Source organism: Sphaerisporangium krabiense, from assembly GCF_014200435.1.
Classification (GTDB): domain Bacteria; phylum Actinomycetota; class Actinomycetes; order Streptosporangiales; family Streptosporangiaceae; genus Sphaerisporangium; species Sphaerisporangium krabiense.
The window spans coordinates 643,061-660,750 of the sequence record NZ_JACHBR010000002.1 but is presented as its reverse complement, the minus strand read 5'-3'; the positions used below and the strand labels follow the sequence as shown (position 1 = coordinate 660,750).

Here is a 17,690-nt window from a genome sequence, read left to right as displayed (position 1 = left end):
GATCGCCGGTCACACGATTCGGACGGCCGGGACGGAAAACACTCACCGTGCCGCTATGGACACGACAGGTCAGGGCCGGTCGCGTACCCGCAGGTCGTGCAGGTCGGAGGGCGAGATGGGCATCCGGTCGATCGCGATCCCCTCGGCGTCCTCGACGGCCGCGGCGATCACCGCCGAGACCGGGATGACCCCGGCCTCCCCCGCGCCCTTGATGCCGAGCGGGTTCAGCGGCGAGGGGGTCTCCAGGTGCGCGGTCTCGATGCGCGGCACCTCGGTGGCGTACGGCATCAGGAAGTCCATGAAGGAGGCGTTGAGCAACTGACCGTGCCCGTCGTAGGCCATGCGCTCGTACAACGCCCCGCCGACGCCCTGTGCCACCCCGCCGTGGATCTGTCCCTCCACGATCATGGGGTTGATCAGCCTGCCGCAGTCGTGCACGACCGCGTAGCGCAGGATACGGATCTCGGCGGTGTCCGGGTCGGTCTCCACGATGGCCGCGTGCATGCCGGAGGCGAACGTCGAGCGGATCGGCGAGTAGTAGTCGCGGCCCTCAAGGCCCGGCTCCTCGCCCTCCTCGATCGGCGGGCGGTCCGGGGAGGCGGCGCCGGAGAACTGGGTGGCCCGCGCGGCCTCCTCGTCGAAGGCGTAGCGCAGCGGGTTGGACAGCACGGCGACGGTCGCCAGCGGGATCGACACCCCGGGGCTTCCGGCCACGCGCACCTCGCCGTCCTCGATCGTCAGGTCCCGGGGATCGGCCTCCAGCGCCTCCGCGGCCACGCGCAGCGCCTTCTCGCGCACCTTGCGGCAGGCCAGCGCGATGGCGTTGCCGCTCATCACCGCGGCCCGGGAGGCGAAGGTGCCGACCGCGTAGCCGAAGCGCCGGGTGTCGCCGGTCACCACCGAGACCGCGTCCAGCGGGACGCCGAGCTCGGTGGCGGCGATCTGCGCGAACACCGTCTCGTGCCCCTGCCCCTGCGAGGTGAGCCCGGTCGAGACGTGCACCCGGCCGTCGGAGGTGACCTGCACGTGGCCGCCCTCGTACGGGCCGACGCCGGTGCCCTCCACGTAGCAGGCGAGGCCGATGCCGATGCGGCGCCCGCCGGCGGCGGCGCGGGCCTTCTCCGCCGCGAAGCCGTCCCAGCCGATCATCTCCTTGAGCATGCGCATCGAGGCCGGGTAGTCGCCGCTGTCGTAGATGAGGGGACGGCCGTCCTGGAAGATCAGCCCCTGGTCGTAGGGGAACTCCGAGGGCTGGATGAAGTTGGCCTCGCGCACGGCCGCCCGGTCCAGCCCCAGGTGCGCGGCGATCTTGTCCATCGTGCGCTCCATGCAGAACGCGGCCTGCGGGCGGCCCGCGCCCCGGTACGGCGTGACCTGCACGGTGTTGGTGTAGATCGAGGAGAACTCGACGCGATAGGCGCCGACGCGGTAGGGGCCGAGGAGCTGGGTGCTGGTGATGATCGGCACGATGATGCCGTACGGGGTGTAGGCGCCGTGGTCGTGCAGGATCGTCACGTCCAGGCCGAGCAGCCGGCCCTCGCCGTCGAAGCCCGCCCGCACCCGGTGCACCTGGCCGCGCTCGTGCGCCGAGGAGACGAAGTGCTCGCGGCGGTCCTCGGCCCACTTCACCTCGCGGCCGAGCAGCATGGCCGCCCACGGGACCAGCACCTCCTCCGGCCAGGGATGCACGATCTTCACGCCGAAGCCGCCGCCGACGTCCGGGGCGATCACCTCGACCGACGGCAGGGGCAGGCCGAGCTTGGCGGCGACGGCCATGCGGACGCTGGTGGAGGTCTGGGTGGAGGTGTAGACGCGCAGCGAGCGGTCGTCGGCGTCCCACCGGGCGTACACGCCGCGGCCCTCCAGGGGCATGGACGCGCTGCGCTCGATGTCCAGCCGGAACTCCAGGCTGTGCGGGGCCGCGGCGATCGCGTCCCGCGCGCCGAGACCCGCCGCGGAGGGGACCTCCTGGACGAGGTGGGCGCCGACGTTGCCGGGGACGTCCTGGTGGACCAGGTGGGCGCCCCGCGCGGCCTCCTCGATGCCGACCACCGGCTCGAGGATCTCGTAGTCCACCCGGACCAGCGCGGCGGCGTCCTCGGCGAGGTAGCGGTCGCGGGCCACGACCATGGCGACCGGCTCGCCGACGTGCCGCACGACTTCTCTCGCCAGCGGATAGGCGGTGCGCCCGTGCGTCAGCGCCGGGTGCGGGATCAGCAGGGGCAGCGGGTCGCGCACCCGCTCCGGCAGGTCCTCCCAGGTGTAGATGGCGACCAGGCCGTCCACGTCCAGGGCCGCGGAGACGTCGATGTCGCGGACGCGGGCGTGGGCGTGCGGGGAGCGGACGAACGCGGCGGCCAGCGCCGTGCGCCCGAGGTCGTCCAGGTAGCGGCCCCGCCCGGTGAGGAGCCGGGGGTCCTCCCTGCGCTGGACCGGCTCGCCGAACAGCTTCGTCGTCACGCCCGCCCACCCGTCACCGGCTCTTCTCCCGTCTCCGCGGTCAGCTCCGCGGCGCGGTGGACCGCCTTCACGATGTTCTGGTAGCCGGTGCACCGGCACAGGTTGCCCGAGATGCCCTCGACCACCTCGTCGTCGGACGGGGCGGGGTTGTCGCGCAGCAGCGCGGTGACCGTGCACAGGAAGCCCGGGGTGCAGAAGCCGCACTGCAGGGCGTGGCACTCGGCGAACGCCCGTTGCACCGGCGACAGGGCGCCGTCCGGCCCGGCCAGGCCCTCGACCGTGGTGATCTCGTGGCCGTCGGCCGTCACCGCGAGCGTCAGGCACGAGCGTACCGGCGCGCCGTCCAGCAGGACCGTGCAGCACCCGCAGACGCCGTGCTCGCAGCCGACGTGGGTGCCGGTGAGGCCGAGGTCGTGGCGCAGGCAGTCCGACAGCAGCCTGCGGGCGGGCACCTCGGCCTCGCGCACGACGCCGTTGACGGTCAGCGCGATCGGGTGCAGCCGCTCGCTCACTCCACTCCCTCCGGCCGGCCTGCCACTCCCCCGGTCATTCCGCCCGCCGCTCCGTGCGCCGCCCGCGCGGCCTCGGCGGCGGCCAGGCGCAGCGCCCGCACGGCCAGCACCCCGGTCAGGTGCCTGCGGTAGTGCGCGGACGCGTGGACGTCCTCCTCGGGATCCACGTTCCCGCGCACGGCGTCCGCCACGGCGTCCCAGGGGACCGACGCGGCGGGACGGCGCGCGCAGGCGTCCGTCACGTCCACCGTCACCGGGACGGGCCCCGCGCTGACGCACGCGACCCTGGCCGCCGTGACGCGCAGGTCCTCGTCCAAGCCCACCACGGCGGCGGCGCCGGCGATCGCGTAGTCGCCGTGACGGCGCGCGACCTCCTGGAAGGCCGCCCCCGTGCGGGGCGGCAGGGACGGGAAGAACGCCGACACGGCCAGCTCCCCCGCCTCCAGGGCCGACTCCAGCGGCCCGGTGAAGAACGCGGCCGCCGGGACGTCGCGGACGGCGCCGCCGTGCCGCGCCAGCCGCACCGAGCCGCCGAGCACGGCCAGCACGGCGGGCAGCTCGGCCGAAGGGTCGGCGTGGACCAGGCTGCCGACGACCGTGCCCCGGTTGCGGATCACCGGGTGCGCCACCAGCCGCAGCGCGGCGCGCAACAGCGGCTGGACCCGCGACGCCGCCGGCGACCTCTCCACGGCCGCGTGCCTGGCCAGCGCGCCGACGCGCACCCCGCCCGGCTCGACCTCCAGGACGTCGAGCGCGGCGACGCGGTTGATGTCCACCAGGACCGACGGTGCGGCCAGGCGCATGTTCAGCAGCGGGATCAGGCTCTGGCCGCCGGCCAGCACCTTGCCGCCCTCCCCGGACGCGGCCAGGACCTCCAGGGCCTCGGCCACGTCCCGGGGAGCGTGGTAGTCGAACGGAGGTGGCTTCACGTGCCGGTTTCGCTCTCCCTCACGGCCGCGGGCGACGCGCCGGGCGAAGGCCGCCGTGTGCCCGCGATCGCGCGCAGCAGGTGGTGGCCGCCCAGCACCACGATCGTGCCGAGCGCGATGCCGGCCAGCGAGAAGTGGTCGCTGATCTGGTGCGACACCGGGCCGATGGCGAGGATGACCCCCGCGCCGGCCGGCACCATGTTGACGGGGTCGGAGAGGTCGACGCGGTTCTCAATCCAGATCTTCGCGCCCAGGAGGCCGATCATGCCGTACAGGATGACGGTGATGCCCCCCAGGACGCCACCCGGGGTCGCGGCGATCAGCGCGCCGAACTTCGGGCACAGACCGAACAGGATGGCCACGACCGCGGCGATGTAGTAGGCGGCCGTGGAGTAGACGCGGGTGGCGGCCATGACGCCGATGTTCTCGGCGTAGGTCGTGGTGGGCGAGCCGCCGACCGCCGTCGCCACCACCGTGCCGACGCCGTCGGCGAGGACGGCCCTGCCCATGTACGGGTCCACGTCGGCGCCGGTCATCTCGCCGACGGCCTTGACGTGGCCGATGTTCTCGGCGATCAGCGCGATCACGGCCGGCAGGACGAGCACGATCGCCGACCCGGTGAAGCCGGGGGCGTGGAAGTCGGGCAGGCCGAACCACGGGGCGTCCGCGACCGGCTGGAAATTCACGCGGGCGTGCGAGTCCACCTTGCCGGTGGCGGCGTTGTACGCCGTGATGTTCCCGAAGACCTTGTCGGCGCCGACCGAGAGCAGGAAGCCGGCGACCAGGCCGAGCAGGATGCCGATGCGGCCGGCGAAGCCCTTGAAGGCCACGATGACGACGAACGTGACGAGCATCGTGATCAGCGCGATCCACTGGTCCTGCGGCCAGTAGACGTCGGCCACGACGTACGCGAGGCCGAACCCGATCAGCATCACGACCGCGCCGGTCACCACCGGCGGGAAGACGCGGTTGATGGACCGCACGCCCAGGTAGTGGATGGCCACGCCGCACAGCGCCAGCACGACGCCCGCCACCAGGATCGCCCCGGTCACCGTGGCGTCGTCGCCGCCCGCCGCGCGGATCGCGACCACGGCCCCGACGAACGACGCCGAGGTGCCCAGGTAGCTCGGGATCCTCCCCTGCACGATCAGTAGGAAGACGATCGTGGCGACACCGGACATCATGATCGCTACGTTGGCGTTCAGGCCCATGATCAGCGGGAACACGAACGTCGCGCCGAACATGGCGATGACGTGCTGCGCGCCGAACCCGGCCATCCGCGGCCAGCTCAGCCGCTCGTCCGGCCTGACCACCTCGCCGGGCGCCAGTCCCCGCCCGTCCCCGTGCACCTTCCAGACCATTGCAGCCCCTTCGCTAGCCGGGCCGGGGGTCGGTGGCCACCCCGCAGGCGGACCTCCGCGGCGCTTTCCTGTCGTACGTGGTGCCATACCACCACGCCCGGGCCAGGCCCCGCGCGCTCACCGTGACCGCCCGGTTCCTCTCCCGCTGCGGGCAGATTAGACCCGTTCCCCGCCACCGACACGGTAAGGACCTGCCAAACGTGCCCCGCGCCCCCGCAATCTCCTTACGCGACGCCGCGCTCGGGCTCTGTTCCTAGACGCTTCGCCGGGAACCGGCCCTCTTCCGCCCGATCATGCTCAACGTCCGGCGAGATTTCGGCAGATCGTTTCCGTGATCTCCTCTCTGGTGACGGGAGCACCGCCTCCATCGAACGTCGGCCACTCCAGAGGGCCGTGGTCGATGGGCGCGCTCAGATAAGCCCATACGCGATGGCCGGTCACGGGACCGCCCTGGTGACCGCATCGGCGGGCGAGAGCGGAGACGATCGTCAGCCCGCGACCGCTTTCTCCGATCGCGGGATCACGGCCATCGGCCTCGCGGGGACTCCCCGGCAGGTCCTCGCCCCCCAGCCGGGGGACTCCTCCCCCGCCGAGGTCGTACACCGTGATCAGCACGCCCGCGGCAGCCGCCGGACTCCTGAGCGGCCTCTGACGAGCCGAGGTGAAGGTGACCTCCACGGTGAAGTGGCCGCCGGACGCCCCGCTGCGGGTGTGACGCACGGCGTTGCCCGCCAGCTCACCGACGATCAGCTCGGCGTCGATGGCGAACATGGTGTCACCAAGGAGGAACCGGACGAACCTCCTGCTCTGCGAAACCTGGTCGGGGCTACCGAGGTAGGCGCGTCTCCACATGAGGAGCTCCGGGCCGAGCCGTACGGACTCGTCCAGCGGCGCGAAGGGGGACGCGCGCCCGTGATCGAGCGAGCCCCGCCCTTCCCGTCCAGGCTCTCCGGCCTGGTCGGCCTGGTCGGCCTGGTCGGCCTGGTCGGGTGGTCTGGTCGCCGCCATGGGCGCCTCCTCCGGCTGCGGGTGGCACGGTTCCTGCTGAGGATGGGAAGACAAGGACACGGGCCAAACGATGGCCGTGCGGACGTACGTCGTTGATCCCGCCCTCACCCCAGGCGACCTCCCACGGAAACCTCACGGCGACGTGGGGAAACGCGCGCGGCGAAGAGATCATTCCCAGTTGGTCGCGGGCCGGATATCGCAATGAACATCATTCTACGTAGTTGAACGAGTACTCTGCGTAGATGATTTCTTGACTGTGCGAAGGACCTGGGAGGCGCGCGGCATGTCGGGCGAAGGAATTCACACCCTGATGGAGTGCCGGCGGCGCAGTGCGACGCTGCGCGGCAAGGGCTACAGCTATGACCAGATCGCCGAGGTCTTCTCGATGTACCACGATGTCAGTCCGCTGCGGCTGTACCGCTACGCCTACGGGCTCACCGCCGCCGAGGCCGCCGCGCGGTACAACGACGTGGACCCGGCGGGCACGGCCGCGCTGCGGGAGTCGCGGCTGTACGAGTTCGAGTACTGGCCGCGCCACGGCATACGCCCGTCCGCCCGCGCGATAGCCCTGTTCGCCCACGTCTACCGCACCTCCGCCCGCCACCTGGTCACCGACGCCGTCTACGCGTCCTACACCCCCGCCGACCGCGACCTCATCGACCGCACGGACCACGGCTCGCACCCATCCCACCGAACCCATCGCGCCCCGGCCGCACCCGCCCGCCATGTCACCATGAGTCAGGAAGCGGCACGCCCGATGGCCCCGGTCCTCACCCCCAAGGACTGCGCCGCCCTGCTGCGTGCCCTCGCAGCCGAGGAGGCCGATGTGAAACGTCGCGATCTACTCTTCGAACTCACCCTGACCCTCGGCGGCGCCCCCGCTCTGGTCCTTCTACGGCACCTGTCGCCGCCCGAGAAGGACCGGCTGGTGACAGCCGTCCACGCCTCGAACCGAGTCGACACGGCAACCGTCGAGATCATCGAGAAACTGACCGCCCGGTGCCGCCGCCTGGACGACGACTTCGGCCCCGGGACCGTGCTGCCGATCGTGGACGGCCAACGCTCGCTCGTAGCCGATTTCCTCTCCAACGAGATCTTGCCGCCGGGTTTGCGGGACCGGCTCACCCGCACGTACGCGGAACTCAGCCAACTCGCCGGATGGCTGCATCACGATCTGCTGAACCATGCCGGAGCCCGCCTCCGATATCAGGAGGGGCTGACCGCCGCCCACCAGATCGCCGACCGCACCCTCATCGCCTACCTGCACACGTGTCTCGCCAACCTGTCCCGCTACCAAGGCCACATCGGGCAGGCCCTCGACCACATCTACGCCGCAGAGGGATGGGTGCGTCACAGCCCGAGCCCCCTCCTTCGATCCGTGCACGCCGTGGACCTCGCCCGGATCCTCGCCGTACACGGAAGCGCCCGCGACAGCGCCCAGGCGCTCGGCCGGTCACTCCACTTCGCGGAACAGCCGAGAACCGAGGCCGACCCCTCCTACCTCTACTGGTGGTCCGCCAAGGGAGTCGAAAGGCACACGGCGGCCTGCACGCTCGCCTGGGGCCGCCCCGACGACGCGATCCACACGGCGGAACGAGCCCTGGCAGGGGAGATGCGCAGGCCCGCACGTGGCAGAACCCTCCTCGAATACGCGGAGGCCCTCATCCAGAAGCGCGAAATCCCCGCCGCCGCCGACAAGATCCGCGAAGCGGCCCAGATCACCGTAGGTCACAGCTCCGGCCGCCTCACCGACTCCATCCGAGAGACCCGAGCCCACCTTCACCCTTGGTCCGGCAACAAACACATCCGCACCCTCGACGAACAACTCCGCTCCCTAGGCATCACAACGCCCCCCTGACACGGCCACACCCCCACCTATGCCCAAGGCGGGCGAAGCCCCAATGAACACAGCCCGAGCGAAGCGAGGCCCATTTCACGGCGGGCCCGTATGGTCACATGGTTTCAAAGGGTGGAGGACGGAATGTCCGAGAGAGCGATGAACTCGCCTAGCTTCTATCGAACACCGTTACAGGGAATCCAGCGACGACGGCAGGGAAACGGCGTGGATGGCTCATCGTGACGGTTCGTGGGCCCGGGCCAGCGCGATATGGGATGAACTCCCGACGGTGCATCAAGGCGGACCGCGCCGATTGTGGGACACCCTTGACGAGGTCCGGCATCACTGGATGCGCAACGGTGAGTTGCCGCTACTCGGGTCGAAGGTGTCGATCGATCCCACCGGGAAGATCATGCTGTCACGCGGCTGGTGGAAAGCAACGATCACCTGAGTTCACGGTAGGGACTCCACACCCCTGTCGCTGACCCGGCGCATCTTTGTTCTGAGTCCTCTCGTTGTGTCCTCCTCGTGAGCGACGACCACACCGATGCCCAGCGTGGGCGAAGCGCCAATGAACACAGCCCGAGCGGAGCGAGGACCATTTCCGCGGGCGGTACATGTGTTCCCATGGTTTCGAGGTCTGGAAAATGGCTTGTTAGGGAGTAATACGAACACGAGCTGTGAGGAGCGCGCACGTGTCACGGGTGCTCGTCCGCGTGGCCCTGATCGTCATGGTCTTTATGGTGAGTGGTTGCGCGGGTGGGCGTTCGCGCTGGGGAAACGGGGCTCCTCTGCTCACCACGGGTGATCAGGAGTCCATTTTCGTCCTGGAGAAGACCGTCATCGGTGCGCCCTATCTCTTCGGGTCGGACGTCGTGTGTCTGGACAGGAAGGGGGAGGTGCGGGTCGTCTCCGTGGGGTTCGAGGGTGGGGCCGGTAGTGGGATGGCCGTGCAGGCGTTCACGTTCCGGCCGTTCTATGCGTCTCTTGGGACGGCCGGGGTCAGGCCCGGGGATCCGCGGACGCTCGCTCGGCGCGGGCTGAGCGTCAACCACACCGTCGCTCAGACGTGCGCGCCGGAGGGGGACGTCCGTGAAGAGTTCGCGGAGTGGGTGGTGCAGGCCGTTCGTACCGGTCCGAGGACGGGATACAGCCCGGCTCTGCGGATGACGTACCTGAGCGGCGGGCGGACTCATGTGCTGCGCGTGCCGTTCGGCATCCGGATGTGCGGCGAGAACGACGCTCACGCCGCGGGCTGCGCCAAGGACCGGTCCTGACACGGCCGGGGCGCGGGTCAGATGCCGCGCATGCGGAGGACGTGGAGGGCGAGGGTGAGGTTCAGGCGGAGGTGGGGGTCTTCGGTGAAGTTGCCTAGGAGGCGTTCCAGCTTGCCGATGCGGTAGCGGAGGGTGTTGTAGTGGAAGTGGAGGCGGCGGGCGGTCTCGGCGACGTTGAGGTTGGTTTCCAGGAGGACCTGGAGGGTGCGGCGCAGGTCGGCGTTCTCGGCGTCGTCGTCGGAGGCGAGGTGGCCCAGGGTCTCCTTGACGAAGGCGTGCAGCTCGGCGGTGTCGTTGACCAGGGACAGCAGGCGGTAGACGCCGAGCTGGTCGAAGTGGGCGAGCGCGCCGGAGCCGTGGAGCTGGCGGCCGACCCTGGCGGCCTTGAGCGCCTGGCCGTAGGCGTCGGGCAGCGCGTCGGCGCCGGGCGCGATCCTGCTCATCCCGGTGGAGAAGGTGGCGGGGCGGCAGTCGGCGAAGGCGGCGACGGCGTCCTTGGCCAGGCGGGCCGGGTCGACGTCGGCGCCCGCGACCGCGACCACCTCGTGGGAGAATCCGGCGACGGCGCCGCGCGGGTCGTGGCGGCGCAGGGCGGTGGTCCAGGCGGTGAGCAGCCGGTCGGGCGGGATGTCGCACTCGGGGTCGATCTCGGCGACGAGGACGCCGACCGGCCGTTCGAGGTCCCAGCCGAACGCGCGGGCGCGGGCGACGACCCGGGGACCGCCTCTGCCGGTGAGGACGTCCCGGAGGAAGTCGGCGCGGTACTTGCTCTCGACGGCGGTGACGGCCTCCTGGCGGGTGACCACGAGGGCGGCGACGGTGGCGGCGCGTTCGAGGATCCCGATGTCGCCGTCCCTGATGGCGCCGGCCGGGCTGTGGGCGACGATGCGGCCGTGGTGGTGGCCGCCGGCGACGACGGGGACGACGGTGTAGTCGCCGCCGGAGGCGGCGGGCGCGGCGCGCAGCCGGGCCGGGTCCCCCGACGACTCCAGCACCTGGCCGGTGGGGTCGACGACGGCGACGGCGAGGCCGAGCAGCCCGGCGACCTCGGCGACGATCTCGCGCAGCCCTCCCCCGGCCAGCACGATCTGCACGAGGGCGCGGTGGGCCTCCTCGGTGCGGGCCAGCAGGGCCGCCTGCCGGTTGAGGATGTCGGTGAGCACCTGGTTGAGGATGTCGTCGAACCCGACGTCGTTGGGCAGGAGGATGAGTGGGAAGCCGAGCCGGTCGGCCTGTTCGACCATCTCGGCGGGCAGTTCGTCGACGTACCGGCCGAGCTTGATGCCGAGGGCGGCGAGGCCGCGCTCGTCGAGGTCGGCGACGAGCCTGCCGAGGGACTGCGGGGTGTTGCGCAAGGGGTAGCCGGTGGTGAGGAGCAGCTCGTGGGGCTTGACCCAGGCGAGGATGTCGGGGACCTCCATGACGTTGAGCCGCTGGACGATGCGGCCGAGGCCGCTCCTGCCGCCGATCAGGCGGGCTCCCGCCAGGGTGGAGACGCCGAGCACCTCCCCCACGGACACGCCGTGGATGATCGTGCCCGTGGAGGCCGATCGCATCGCCGGGGGTGATGGGTCCGCAGTCATGGTCATGCTCCAGGGTGAAGCGCCGTTTGGGTGATTCTGACGGAACATCATCTCTGTCAACAAGAGCCAACTCTCCGGGGAACTGTTGGCACCTTTCTCCGTACGGGGGGCGCGTGGGACCGTTCTACGTTCTCCCCAGACCAGCGGGAGGCCGAGTGACTCTGGGCACGCGTACACGCGCGCACACGCCTGCGCACATCGAGGCGTTCGGCGCGGCGAGCGCATCCCTGCGCGCGGCGCTGGACGCGCCGAAGCGGCCCGCCCGGGTGCTCGCGGTGTTCCCGCTCGGCGTCTACCTGGAGGTCCGCACGGACGTCGAGCCGTCCGTGCTGGCCCTGATCACCGGCGAGGCGACGCGGCTGCCGAACGCCGTGCTGCTCGCCGACCCGCTGCCGCGCGCCGCGGTGGGCGACGAGGCGGCGGTCGGGGACGGCGGCATCGAGATCGGCCGCGTGACCGTGCGGGTGCGGCGCTGGTGGGATCCCGCGCCGCCGCTCGGCACGGTGGCCCTGGAACGGCTGGCGGGCGTGCTGCCCCGGTTCGACGAGGTGTGCGCGGCCTCGCCGCGCAGGCCGGGGCTGAATCCGGGCGGGTGCCCGGCGCTGCTCGCCCAGGGGTGCGCGGACGGGTCCCTGGTGTCGGCCATCACCGCGGCCGAGCAGCTCATGGGCCTCGGCCCCGGCCTGACGCCGAGCGGCGACGACATGCTCGCCGGCGTGCTGGTGGCGCTGCGCAGGCTCGGGGAGGCGGCGGGCGTGGACCGGGCCGTGTGGCTGGCCGACTGGCTCGCGGCGACCGTGGCCTTCGACGCCCGCACCCGCACGACGCCGATCTCGGCGACGCTGCTGCACCACGCGGCCCAGGGCGAGGCGTGCGCGGACGCGGTGACGGTGCTGCGCGCCGTGACCGGAAACCATCCCCTTGGCCCCGCCGTACGGCGGCTGCTGCAGCTCGGTCACACCTCGGGCGCCGACCTGGCCTGGGGGCTGCGGACCGGCGTGGCCGCGGTGGTGGCCCTGGGCGAGAAGGCGCGTGCGGGGGCGTGAGGCGCCGCGGCGCGCGGGCGAGGACCGGAGGCGGAGGGACGGTGGGGGCCGTTGACCACGGGCACCGATCTTGTCGAGGTACGCGCCGGGGTCTACCACGACTCGGTGAGTCTCATGCGGGTCAGCCGGGCGCTGACCGCGCGTCCCGGGGTGGAGGTCGCGGTGGTGGCCATGGCGACGGAGCTGAACGTCGGCCTGGCCCGCGAGGCGGGGTTCACCGTGCCCGCGGCGGGGCCCGGCGACCTGCTGGTGGCCATCCGCGCGGCCTCGGCGGCGGACCTGGACGAGGCCGCCGAGGAGCTTGAGCGGCAGTTCGGGGCGCTGACCGGCGGCGGTGGGGCCGGGACGGCGGAGGTCGCGCCGCGTACGACGCGGGCGGCGGCCCGGGGCTTCGACGCGACGCTGGCGCTGGTGTCGGTGCCGGGCGAGCACGCCTTCGCCGAGGCCGTGGACGCCGTCGAGGCCGGGCTCTCGGTGATGATCTTCAGTGACAACGTGCCCGTCGAGCAGGAGGTCCTGCTCAAGGAACGCGCCCGCGAGCGCGGGGTGCTGGTGATGGGCCCGGACTGCGGCACGGCGATCGTCGGCGGCGCGGGGCTGGGCTTCGCCAACGTCGTGCGGCCCGGCCGGGTCGGCGTGGTCGCGGCGTCGGGGACCGGGGCGCAGCAGGTCTCCTGCCTGCTCGACCTGGCGGGCGCCGGGGTGAGCCACGTCCTCGGCGTCGGCGGCAGGGACCTGTCCGCGGCGGTCGGGGGCCGTTCGACGCTGGCCGCGCTGGCGGCCCTGGACGCCGACCCGTCCACCGGCCTGATCGTGCTGGTCTCCAAGCCGCCCGCGCCCGAGGTCGCCGGCACGGTGCGCCGGGCCGTCGCGGGCCTGCGCACGCCCGTCGTCCTCGCGCTGCTCGGTCCCGGCGCGGACGACCTGACGGCGGCCACCGAGAAGGCGTTGCGTGCGCTCGGCGTGCCGGTCCCGCGGTGGCCGTCCTGGCCGGCGGCACGGGAGGCCACGCCTGGCGGCTCCCGGGCCGGGGCGGGGCGCGGGGTGCGGGGGCTGTATTCGGGGGGCACGTTGTGCGAGGAGGCGCGGATCGTCGCGGGGGCGGGGGTTTTCACCGACTACGGGGACGACGCGTACACGCGTGGGCGGGCACACCCGATGATCGACCCGTCGCTGCGCCTGGAGGCGCTGGCGGGCGCGGAGGGCGTGGTGCTCATGGACGTGGTGCTCGGCCACGCCGCCGACCTCGATCCGGCCGCCTGGCTCGCGCCCGCCGTCCGTGCGGCGCGGGGACGCGGGGTGGACGTCGTCGTGGCCCTGGTCGGCACCGACTCCGACCCGCAGGGGCTGCGCCGGCAGGCGGACGCGCTGGCGCAGGCCGGAGCCTCGGTGTTCGTCTCCAACGCCGCCGCCGCACGCCACGCCGCGGCCCTGGCCGGAAGCGCGGGGTGATGTCGCCCATGTCATCCATACCGACCGGCATACCGTCCGGGCCGTCCACGACGCCCGCCGTGGCGCTGCTGGGCGCGGAACCGCGGGTGATCAGTGTCGGGGCAGGGGTGCTCGCGGAGGCGCTCGACCGGCAGGCGGTGCCGCGGGTCGGCGTCGAGTGGCGGCCGCCGTTGCCGGGGACCGCGCAGGCCCTGGGCAAGGTGCTCGCCGATCCGCGGCGGGCGCGGGCGAACGAGATCGCCGTCGGCAGGCTGATCTCCGCACGGCCGCACCTGGTTGGCGTGCGGCTGGCGCGTGAGGTGCTCGGCCTGCCGTCCGGCACGTTCCTGCACGCGGGGCCGCCCATCGACTGGGAGCGGGCCTCGGGACCGATGCGCGGCGCGCTGATCGGCGCCGTCCTGTTCGAGGGCCTGGCCGCGGACGCCGGGGAGGCCGCGCGGCTGCTGGCCTCGGGCCGCGTCACGCTGGAGCCCTGCCACCACCACCGCGCGGTGGGGCCGATGGCGGGCGTGGTGAGCCCGTCGATGTGGATGTTCGAGGTCGCCGACGCCGAGCACGGCGGCACGGCGTACTGCTCGCTCAACGAGGGCCTGGGCAAGGTGCTGCGGTACGGCGCCTACGGGCCCGAGGTGATCGAGCGGCTGCGCTGGATGGGCGAGGTGCTCGGCCCCGCGCTCGCCGCGGCGCTGGCGCTGAGCGGGCCGGTGGACCTGCGCGCGCTGATCGCGCAGGCGCTGCAGATGGGCGACGAGCTGCACAACCGCAACCGGGCCGCGACGTCGCTGTTCGTCCGCGAGCTCGCCCCGGCGATCGTGGACGCGGCGCCCGGCCGCGCGGCCGAGGTGCTGCGTTTCATCAACGGCAACGACCATTTCTTCCTGAACGCGGGAATGGCCGCGGGGAAGGCGGGAGCGGACGCGGCGCGGGACGTGCCGGGGTCCTCGCTGGTGGTGGCGATGGCGCGCAACGGCACCGATTTCGGGATCCAGGTGTCAGGGCTCGGAAATCGGTGGTTCACCGGTCCCGCGGGCGTTCCCGACGGCCTCTATCTGGGCGCGTACGGACCCGGGGACGCCAATCCCGACATCGGCGACTCGACCATCACGGAGACCTCCGGGCTCGGCGGGTTCGCGATGGCGGCGGCCCCGGCGATCGTCCGTTTCGTGGGCGGGGACGTGGCGGACGCCGTGGCCGCGACCAGGGGGATGTACGAGATCACGCTGGCCGAGCACCCCGCGTACCAGATCCCGGGGCTGGGTTTCAGGGGTACGCCGGTGGGCGTCGACGTGGCGCTGGTCGCGCGGACGGGGGTGCTGCCGGTGGTCAACACGGGCATCGCCGGGCGGGTGGCGGGGACCGGGCAGGTCGGGGCGGGTCTGGTGAGCCCGCCGGTCGAGGCGTTCACCGCGGCGCTGGCCGCGCTGGCCGATGAGTAAAGGAAGACCGAATTCCCTTTGACCCCTGATTCACCCTAATATCGTGGGTCAGCGTCATGGTGACGAAAACCTCGATACATGATCCAAACTGGGGATATGACGCGGACGAGCCTGAATTGGGGACCGCGGTATGACGTCGGATCACGCGCTCGGGAGGCCACCTTCCATGCCAGAGGGGACGAACCTCTTGGGGGGCGCGGGCGTCGCCCCGGAAGGCCAGGGCCGGCTGGTCGGAAGGCGCTACCGCCTGCTGTCGCCGGTCGGCCGCGGGGGCATGGGCATGGTCTGGCACGCCCACGACGTGCTCCTCGACCGTGACGTCGCCGTCAAGGAACTGATCCTCCCCTACGGTCTCGACCACGCGGGCAAGCAGGTCGCCCACCGGCGCATGCTGCGCGAGGCCAGGTCCGCCGCCCGCCTCAGCCACCCGGGCATCGTCACCGTCCACGACGTCGTCGAGGAGGACGGCCGCCCCTGGATCGTCATGGAGCTGGTCCGCGCCTGGTCGCTGGAGCAGGCCGTGCTGCAGAGCGGGCCCCTCCCCGTCATGCAGGCCGCCGAGATCGGCGTCCGCGTCCTCGACGCGCTGCGCCACGCGCACGCCGCGGGGATCCTGCACCGGGACGTCAAGCCGGGCAACGTGCTGCTGACCGCCGACCGCGTGGTGCTCACCGACTTCGGCATCGCCGCGATCGAGGGCGACGTCACGATCACCCAGACCGGGCTGCTGATGGGCTCGCCCGCCTACATCCCGCCCGAGCGGCTGCAGGGCCGTCCGATCACGCACGCCGCCGACCTGTGGTCCTTCGGCGCCACGCTGTACGCCGCCGTCGAGGGACGTCCGCCGTACGAGGGGCCGGACGCGGTGGCCGTCCTCGGCGCGGTCCTCACGCAGGAGCCCAACCGGCCGCACCGGGCCGGGGCGCTGTTGCCCGTCATCGAAGGTCTGCTGCGCAAGAACCCGGCCGACCGCATGCCCGCCGCGCAGGCCGCCGAGCTGCTGGAGCGGGTGCTGCGCAACCACGGGTCCGGGCTTCCGGTGCGGGACGGCGAGCGTCACCTGTCCGCGCCGCTGCCCACGCGGGACGAGGCCGCGCCCGCGGTGACGCCGGACCCGCTCGCGCGTGGGGCGTCGCGCGTCATCGAGACGCCGTCCGGTCCGGTGCGCGTGCCCGCCGAGGCCGCGGCCGGGTACGACGCACTCAACGGCGGGACCGGCGCGCGGCAGGGAGCTCACGGCGCCGCGGGCGCGCGGAACGGGGCCTCACGGGATCCGTATGACGCGTTGCGCGACGCCGCCGGGCCTTACGAGGTGCCGGGCAACGGGTCACGGCCCGGCGCCCTGGGCGGCGCCTCGGGCGCGCGGCCGGATCCCTATGACGCGCTGCGGAGCCCGTCCGGGTCGCAAGACCCGTACGTCGCGCCGCGCAGCTCGTCAGGACCTCAGCCGGACCCCTATGACGCGCTGAGAAGTCCGTCAGGGCCGCAGCGGGACCGGCATGACGCGTTCGGAGGCCCCTCCGGCTCCCAGCCGAACTCCTACGACGCGTTCGGAAGCCCCTCCGGCTCCCAGCCGAACTCCTACGACGCCTTTGGAAGCCCCTCCGGCTCGCGGCCGGACCCCTACGACGCGCTCAGGAGCCTTTCCGATCCCCCGGCGAACTCCCACGACGCGCTGAGGAGCGAGCCGGGGCCGCAGGATCGCCGCGAGGCGCTGAGGAAGCCCGCCGAGTCGCGGCCGGGCGCGGTGTTCGACCCGCCCGCCGGCACGGGATCGCCCCGCGACGCGCTCGTGGCGGGAACCACCGGCTCGCGGGCCTGGCCCGCCACCGCCTCCCCCGACCTCGCCGACCGGCTCGCCAAGGACATCGCGAGCGAGAACCTTTTCACCAGGCCGCCGCGGCCCGCCCCCGGCACCCGTCGCGCCGACGACCCCGGGATCCGCACGCGCGCCGCCCGCGAGGACCGCGACGACGCGCGCGAGGGCCGCTCCCCCGTGCTGCTCCTGCTGGCCGGGGTCGGGATCGTCGGCGTGATCGCCGCGCTGCTGTTCGTCCTCTGGCCGTCGGCGACGCCGCCTCCCGAGGAGGCGGCCCCGCTGCCCACCACCGCCGACCCGTTCGGCACCGCCGCGCCCGACGCGGGCGCCACCGCCCCGTCCGAGGAGGTTCCCGCCTCCACCGAGATCCCCGCCGGGTTCAAGGCGCGCACGGCCGCGGGCGTGACGGTGGCCGTCCCCCAGGACTGGACGGTCTCCGCCTCCGAGCAGGCCGTGACCTACGCCGGGGCCAGGAACTCCGGGCGACGCGTCCAGGTCAGGAAGGTGCCGGCCACCGGCGACGACGGCCTCGCCGCGCTCACCAAGACGAAGGACGAGACCACGCTCACCGACTACGGCCAGATCCGGCTGGAGTCGTCGCCGTTCGGGGACGGCCCCTGGAAGGCGAGCGTCTGGGAGTACACCTACACCGCGCTCAACAACGTCACCACGCACGCGATCACCCGGCACGTCTCCGTCGACCGCGACACGGCCTACCAGGTCACCTTCACCGCCCCGGACGCCGAATGGGACGAACCCGACACCCGCCAGATCATGGCCGTCCTCTGGAGCAGCTTCAAAGCCGGCTCTTGATTCCCTCGCCTCTATAGCTGCCCTGAAATCCCGGTTTCAGGATTCCTGGCCACCCGTGAGGGCGCGCCGGTGCTCTGAGGGAGGAGGGCGCAAGGGTGAGGAACGATCCCTTGCGCCCGACGACCGAAGAGCACCGGCTCAAGAGCGCCCTCACGCC

General features: G+C 72.6%; 13 protein-coding genes. 7 read left to right on the top strand and 6 right to left on the bottom strand.

Going from position 1 to position 17,690, the window contains the following annotated elements; all coding sequences use genetic code 11:
• Positions 1–69 precede the first annotated feature (69 nt).
• From cutA to BJ981_RS30920, 5 genes are all read right to left on the bottom strand, one after another.
• Entirely contained in the window at positions 70–2,460 is a 2,391-nt protein-coding gene (cutA, locus tag BJ981_RS30940) for an aerobic carbon-monoxide dehydrogenase large subunit (RefSeq protein ID WP_184616935.1), read from the bottom strand.
• Entirely contained in the window at positions 2,457–2,972 is a 516-nt protein-coding gene (locus BJ981_RS30935) for a (2Fe-2S)-binding protein (RefSeq protein ID WP_184616934.1), read from the bottom strand. Before BJ981_RS30935 ends, cutA begins: the two co-directional genes overlap by 4 nt.
• Positions 2,969–3,901 carry an FAD binding domain-containing protein gene (locus BJ981_RS30930; protein ID WP_184616933.1) on the bottom strand — a complete coding sequence of 311 codons (933 nt, stop codon included), beginning with the start codon at positions 3,899–3,901 and terminating at the stop codon, positions 2,969–2,971. Before BJ981_RS30930 ends, BJ981_RS30935 begins: the two co-directional genes overlap by 4 nt.
• On the bottom strand, positions 3,898–5,262 hold the full coding sequence (locus BJ981_RS30925; protein WP_184616932.1) for a uracil-xanthine permease family protein: 1,365 nt from the start codon (positions 5,260–5,262) through the stop codon (positions 3,898–3,900). The genes BJ981_RS30930 and BJ981_RS30925 overlap by 4 nt, the downstream gene beginning before the upstream one ends.
• Positions 5,263–5,559: 297 nt before the next feature.
• Positions 5,560–6,270: an ATP-binding protein gene (locus BJ981_RS30920; RefSeq protein WP_184616931.1), complete on the bottom strand. Its 711-nt coding sequence runs from the start codon at positions 6,268–6,270 to the stop codon at positions 5,560–5,562.
• A gap of 256 nt (positions 6,271–6,526) precedes the next feature.
• Between BJ981_RS30920 and BJ981_RS30915 the strand changes: the two genes are divergently transcribed.
• The 3 genes from BJ981_RS30915 to BJ981_RS30905 all read left to right on the top strand — a co-directional run bounded on the left by BJ981_RS30915 (position 6,527) and on the right by BJ981_RS30905 (position 9,384).
• On the top strand, positions 6,527–8,128 hold the full coding sequence (locus tag BJ981_RS30915; protein WP_504747766.1) for an NsdA family TPR-like regulatory protein: 1,602 nt from the start codon (positions 6,527–6,529) through the stop codon (positions 8,126–8,128).
• A 208-nt stretch (positions 8,129–8,336) separates the two neighbouring features.
• The gene (locus BJ981_RS30910; RefSeq protein ID WP_184616929.1) at positions 8,337–8,558 is read left to right on the top strand and encodes a hypothetical protein; all 222 of its coding nucleotides are present in this window, start codon (positions 8,337–8,339) and stop codon (positions 8,556–8,558) included.
• A 244-nt stretch (positions 8,559–8,802) separates the two neighbouring features.
• A complete protein-coding gene (locus tag BJ981_RS30905) occupies positions 8,803–9,384 on the top strand; it encodes a hypothetical protein (RefSeq protein ID WP_184616928.1) in 582 nt (193 codons plus the stop codon).
• Positions 9,385–9,401: 17 nt separating this feature from the next.
• On the opposite strand, the gene BJ981_RS30900 is transcribed toward BJ981_RS30905, so the two are convergent.
• Positions 9,402–10,967, bottom strand: coding sequence for a PucR family transcriptional regulator (locus BJ981_RS30900; protein ID WP_184616927.1), 1,566 nt, complete (start codon positions 10,965–10,967; stop codon positions 9,402–9,404).
• A 155-nt stretch (positions 10,968–11,122) separates the two neighbouring features.
• Here BJ981_RS30900 and BJ981_RS30895 point away from each other — a divergent pair, with 155 nt between their 5' ends.
• From BJ981_RS30895 to BJ981_RS38775, 4 genes are all read left to right on the top strand, one after another.
• On the top strand, positions 11,123–12,013 hold the full coding sequence (locus BJ981_RS30895) for an oxamate carbamoyltransferase subunit AllH family protein (protein ID WP_239139267.1): 891 nt from the start codon (positions 11,123–11,125) through the stop codon (positions 12,011–12,013).
• Positions 12,014–12,064: 51 nt separating this feature from the next.
• Positions 12,065–13,465 (top strand): AllF/FdrA family protein, encoded by a 1,401-nt coding sequence (locus BJ981_RS30890; RefSeq protein ID WP_239139268.1) that lies wholly within the window; start codon positions 12,065–12,067, stop codon positions 13,463–13,465.
• An 8-nt stretch (positions 13,466–13,473) separates the two neighbouring features.
• On the top strand, positions 13,474–14,901 hold the full coding sequence (locus BJ981_RS30885) for a YlbE family protein (RefSeq protein ID WP_184616925.1): 1,428 nt from the start codon (positions 13,474–13,476) through the stop codon (positions 14,899–14,901).
• Between the two features lie 166 nt (positions 14,902–15,067).
• Positions 15,068–17,533 carry a serine/threonine-protein kinase gene (locus BJ981_RS38775; RefSeq protein ID WP_184616924.1) on the top strand — a complete coding sequence of 822 codons (2,466 nt, stop codon included), beginning with the start codon at positions 15,068–15,070 and terminating at the stop codon, positions 17,531–17,533.
• Positions 17,534–17,690 lie beyond the last annotated feature (157 nt).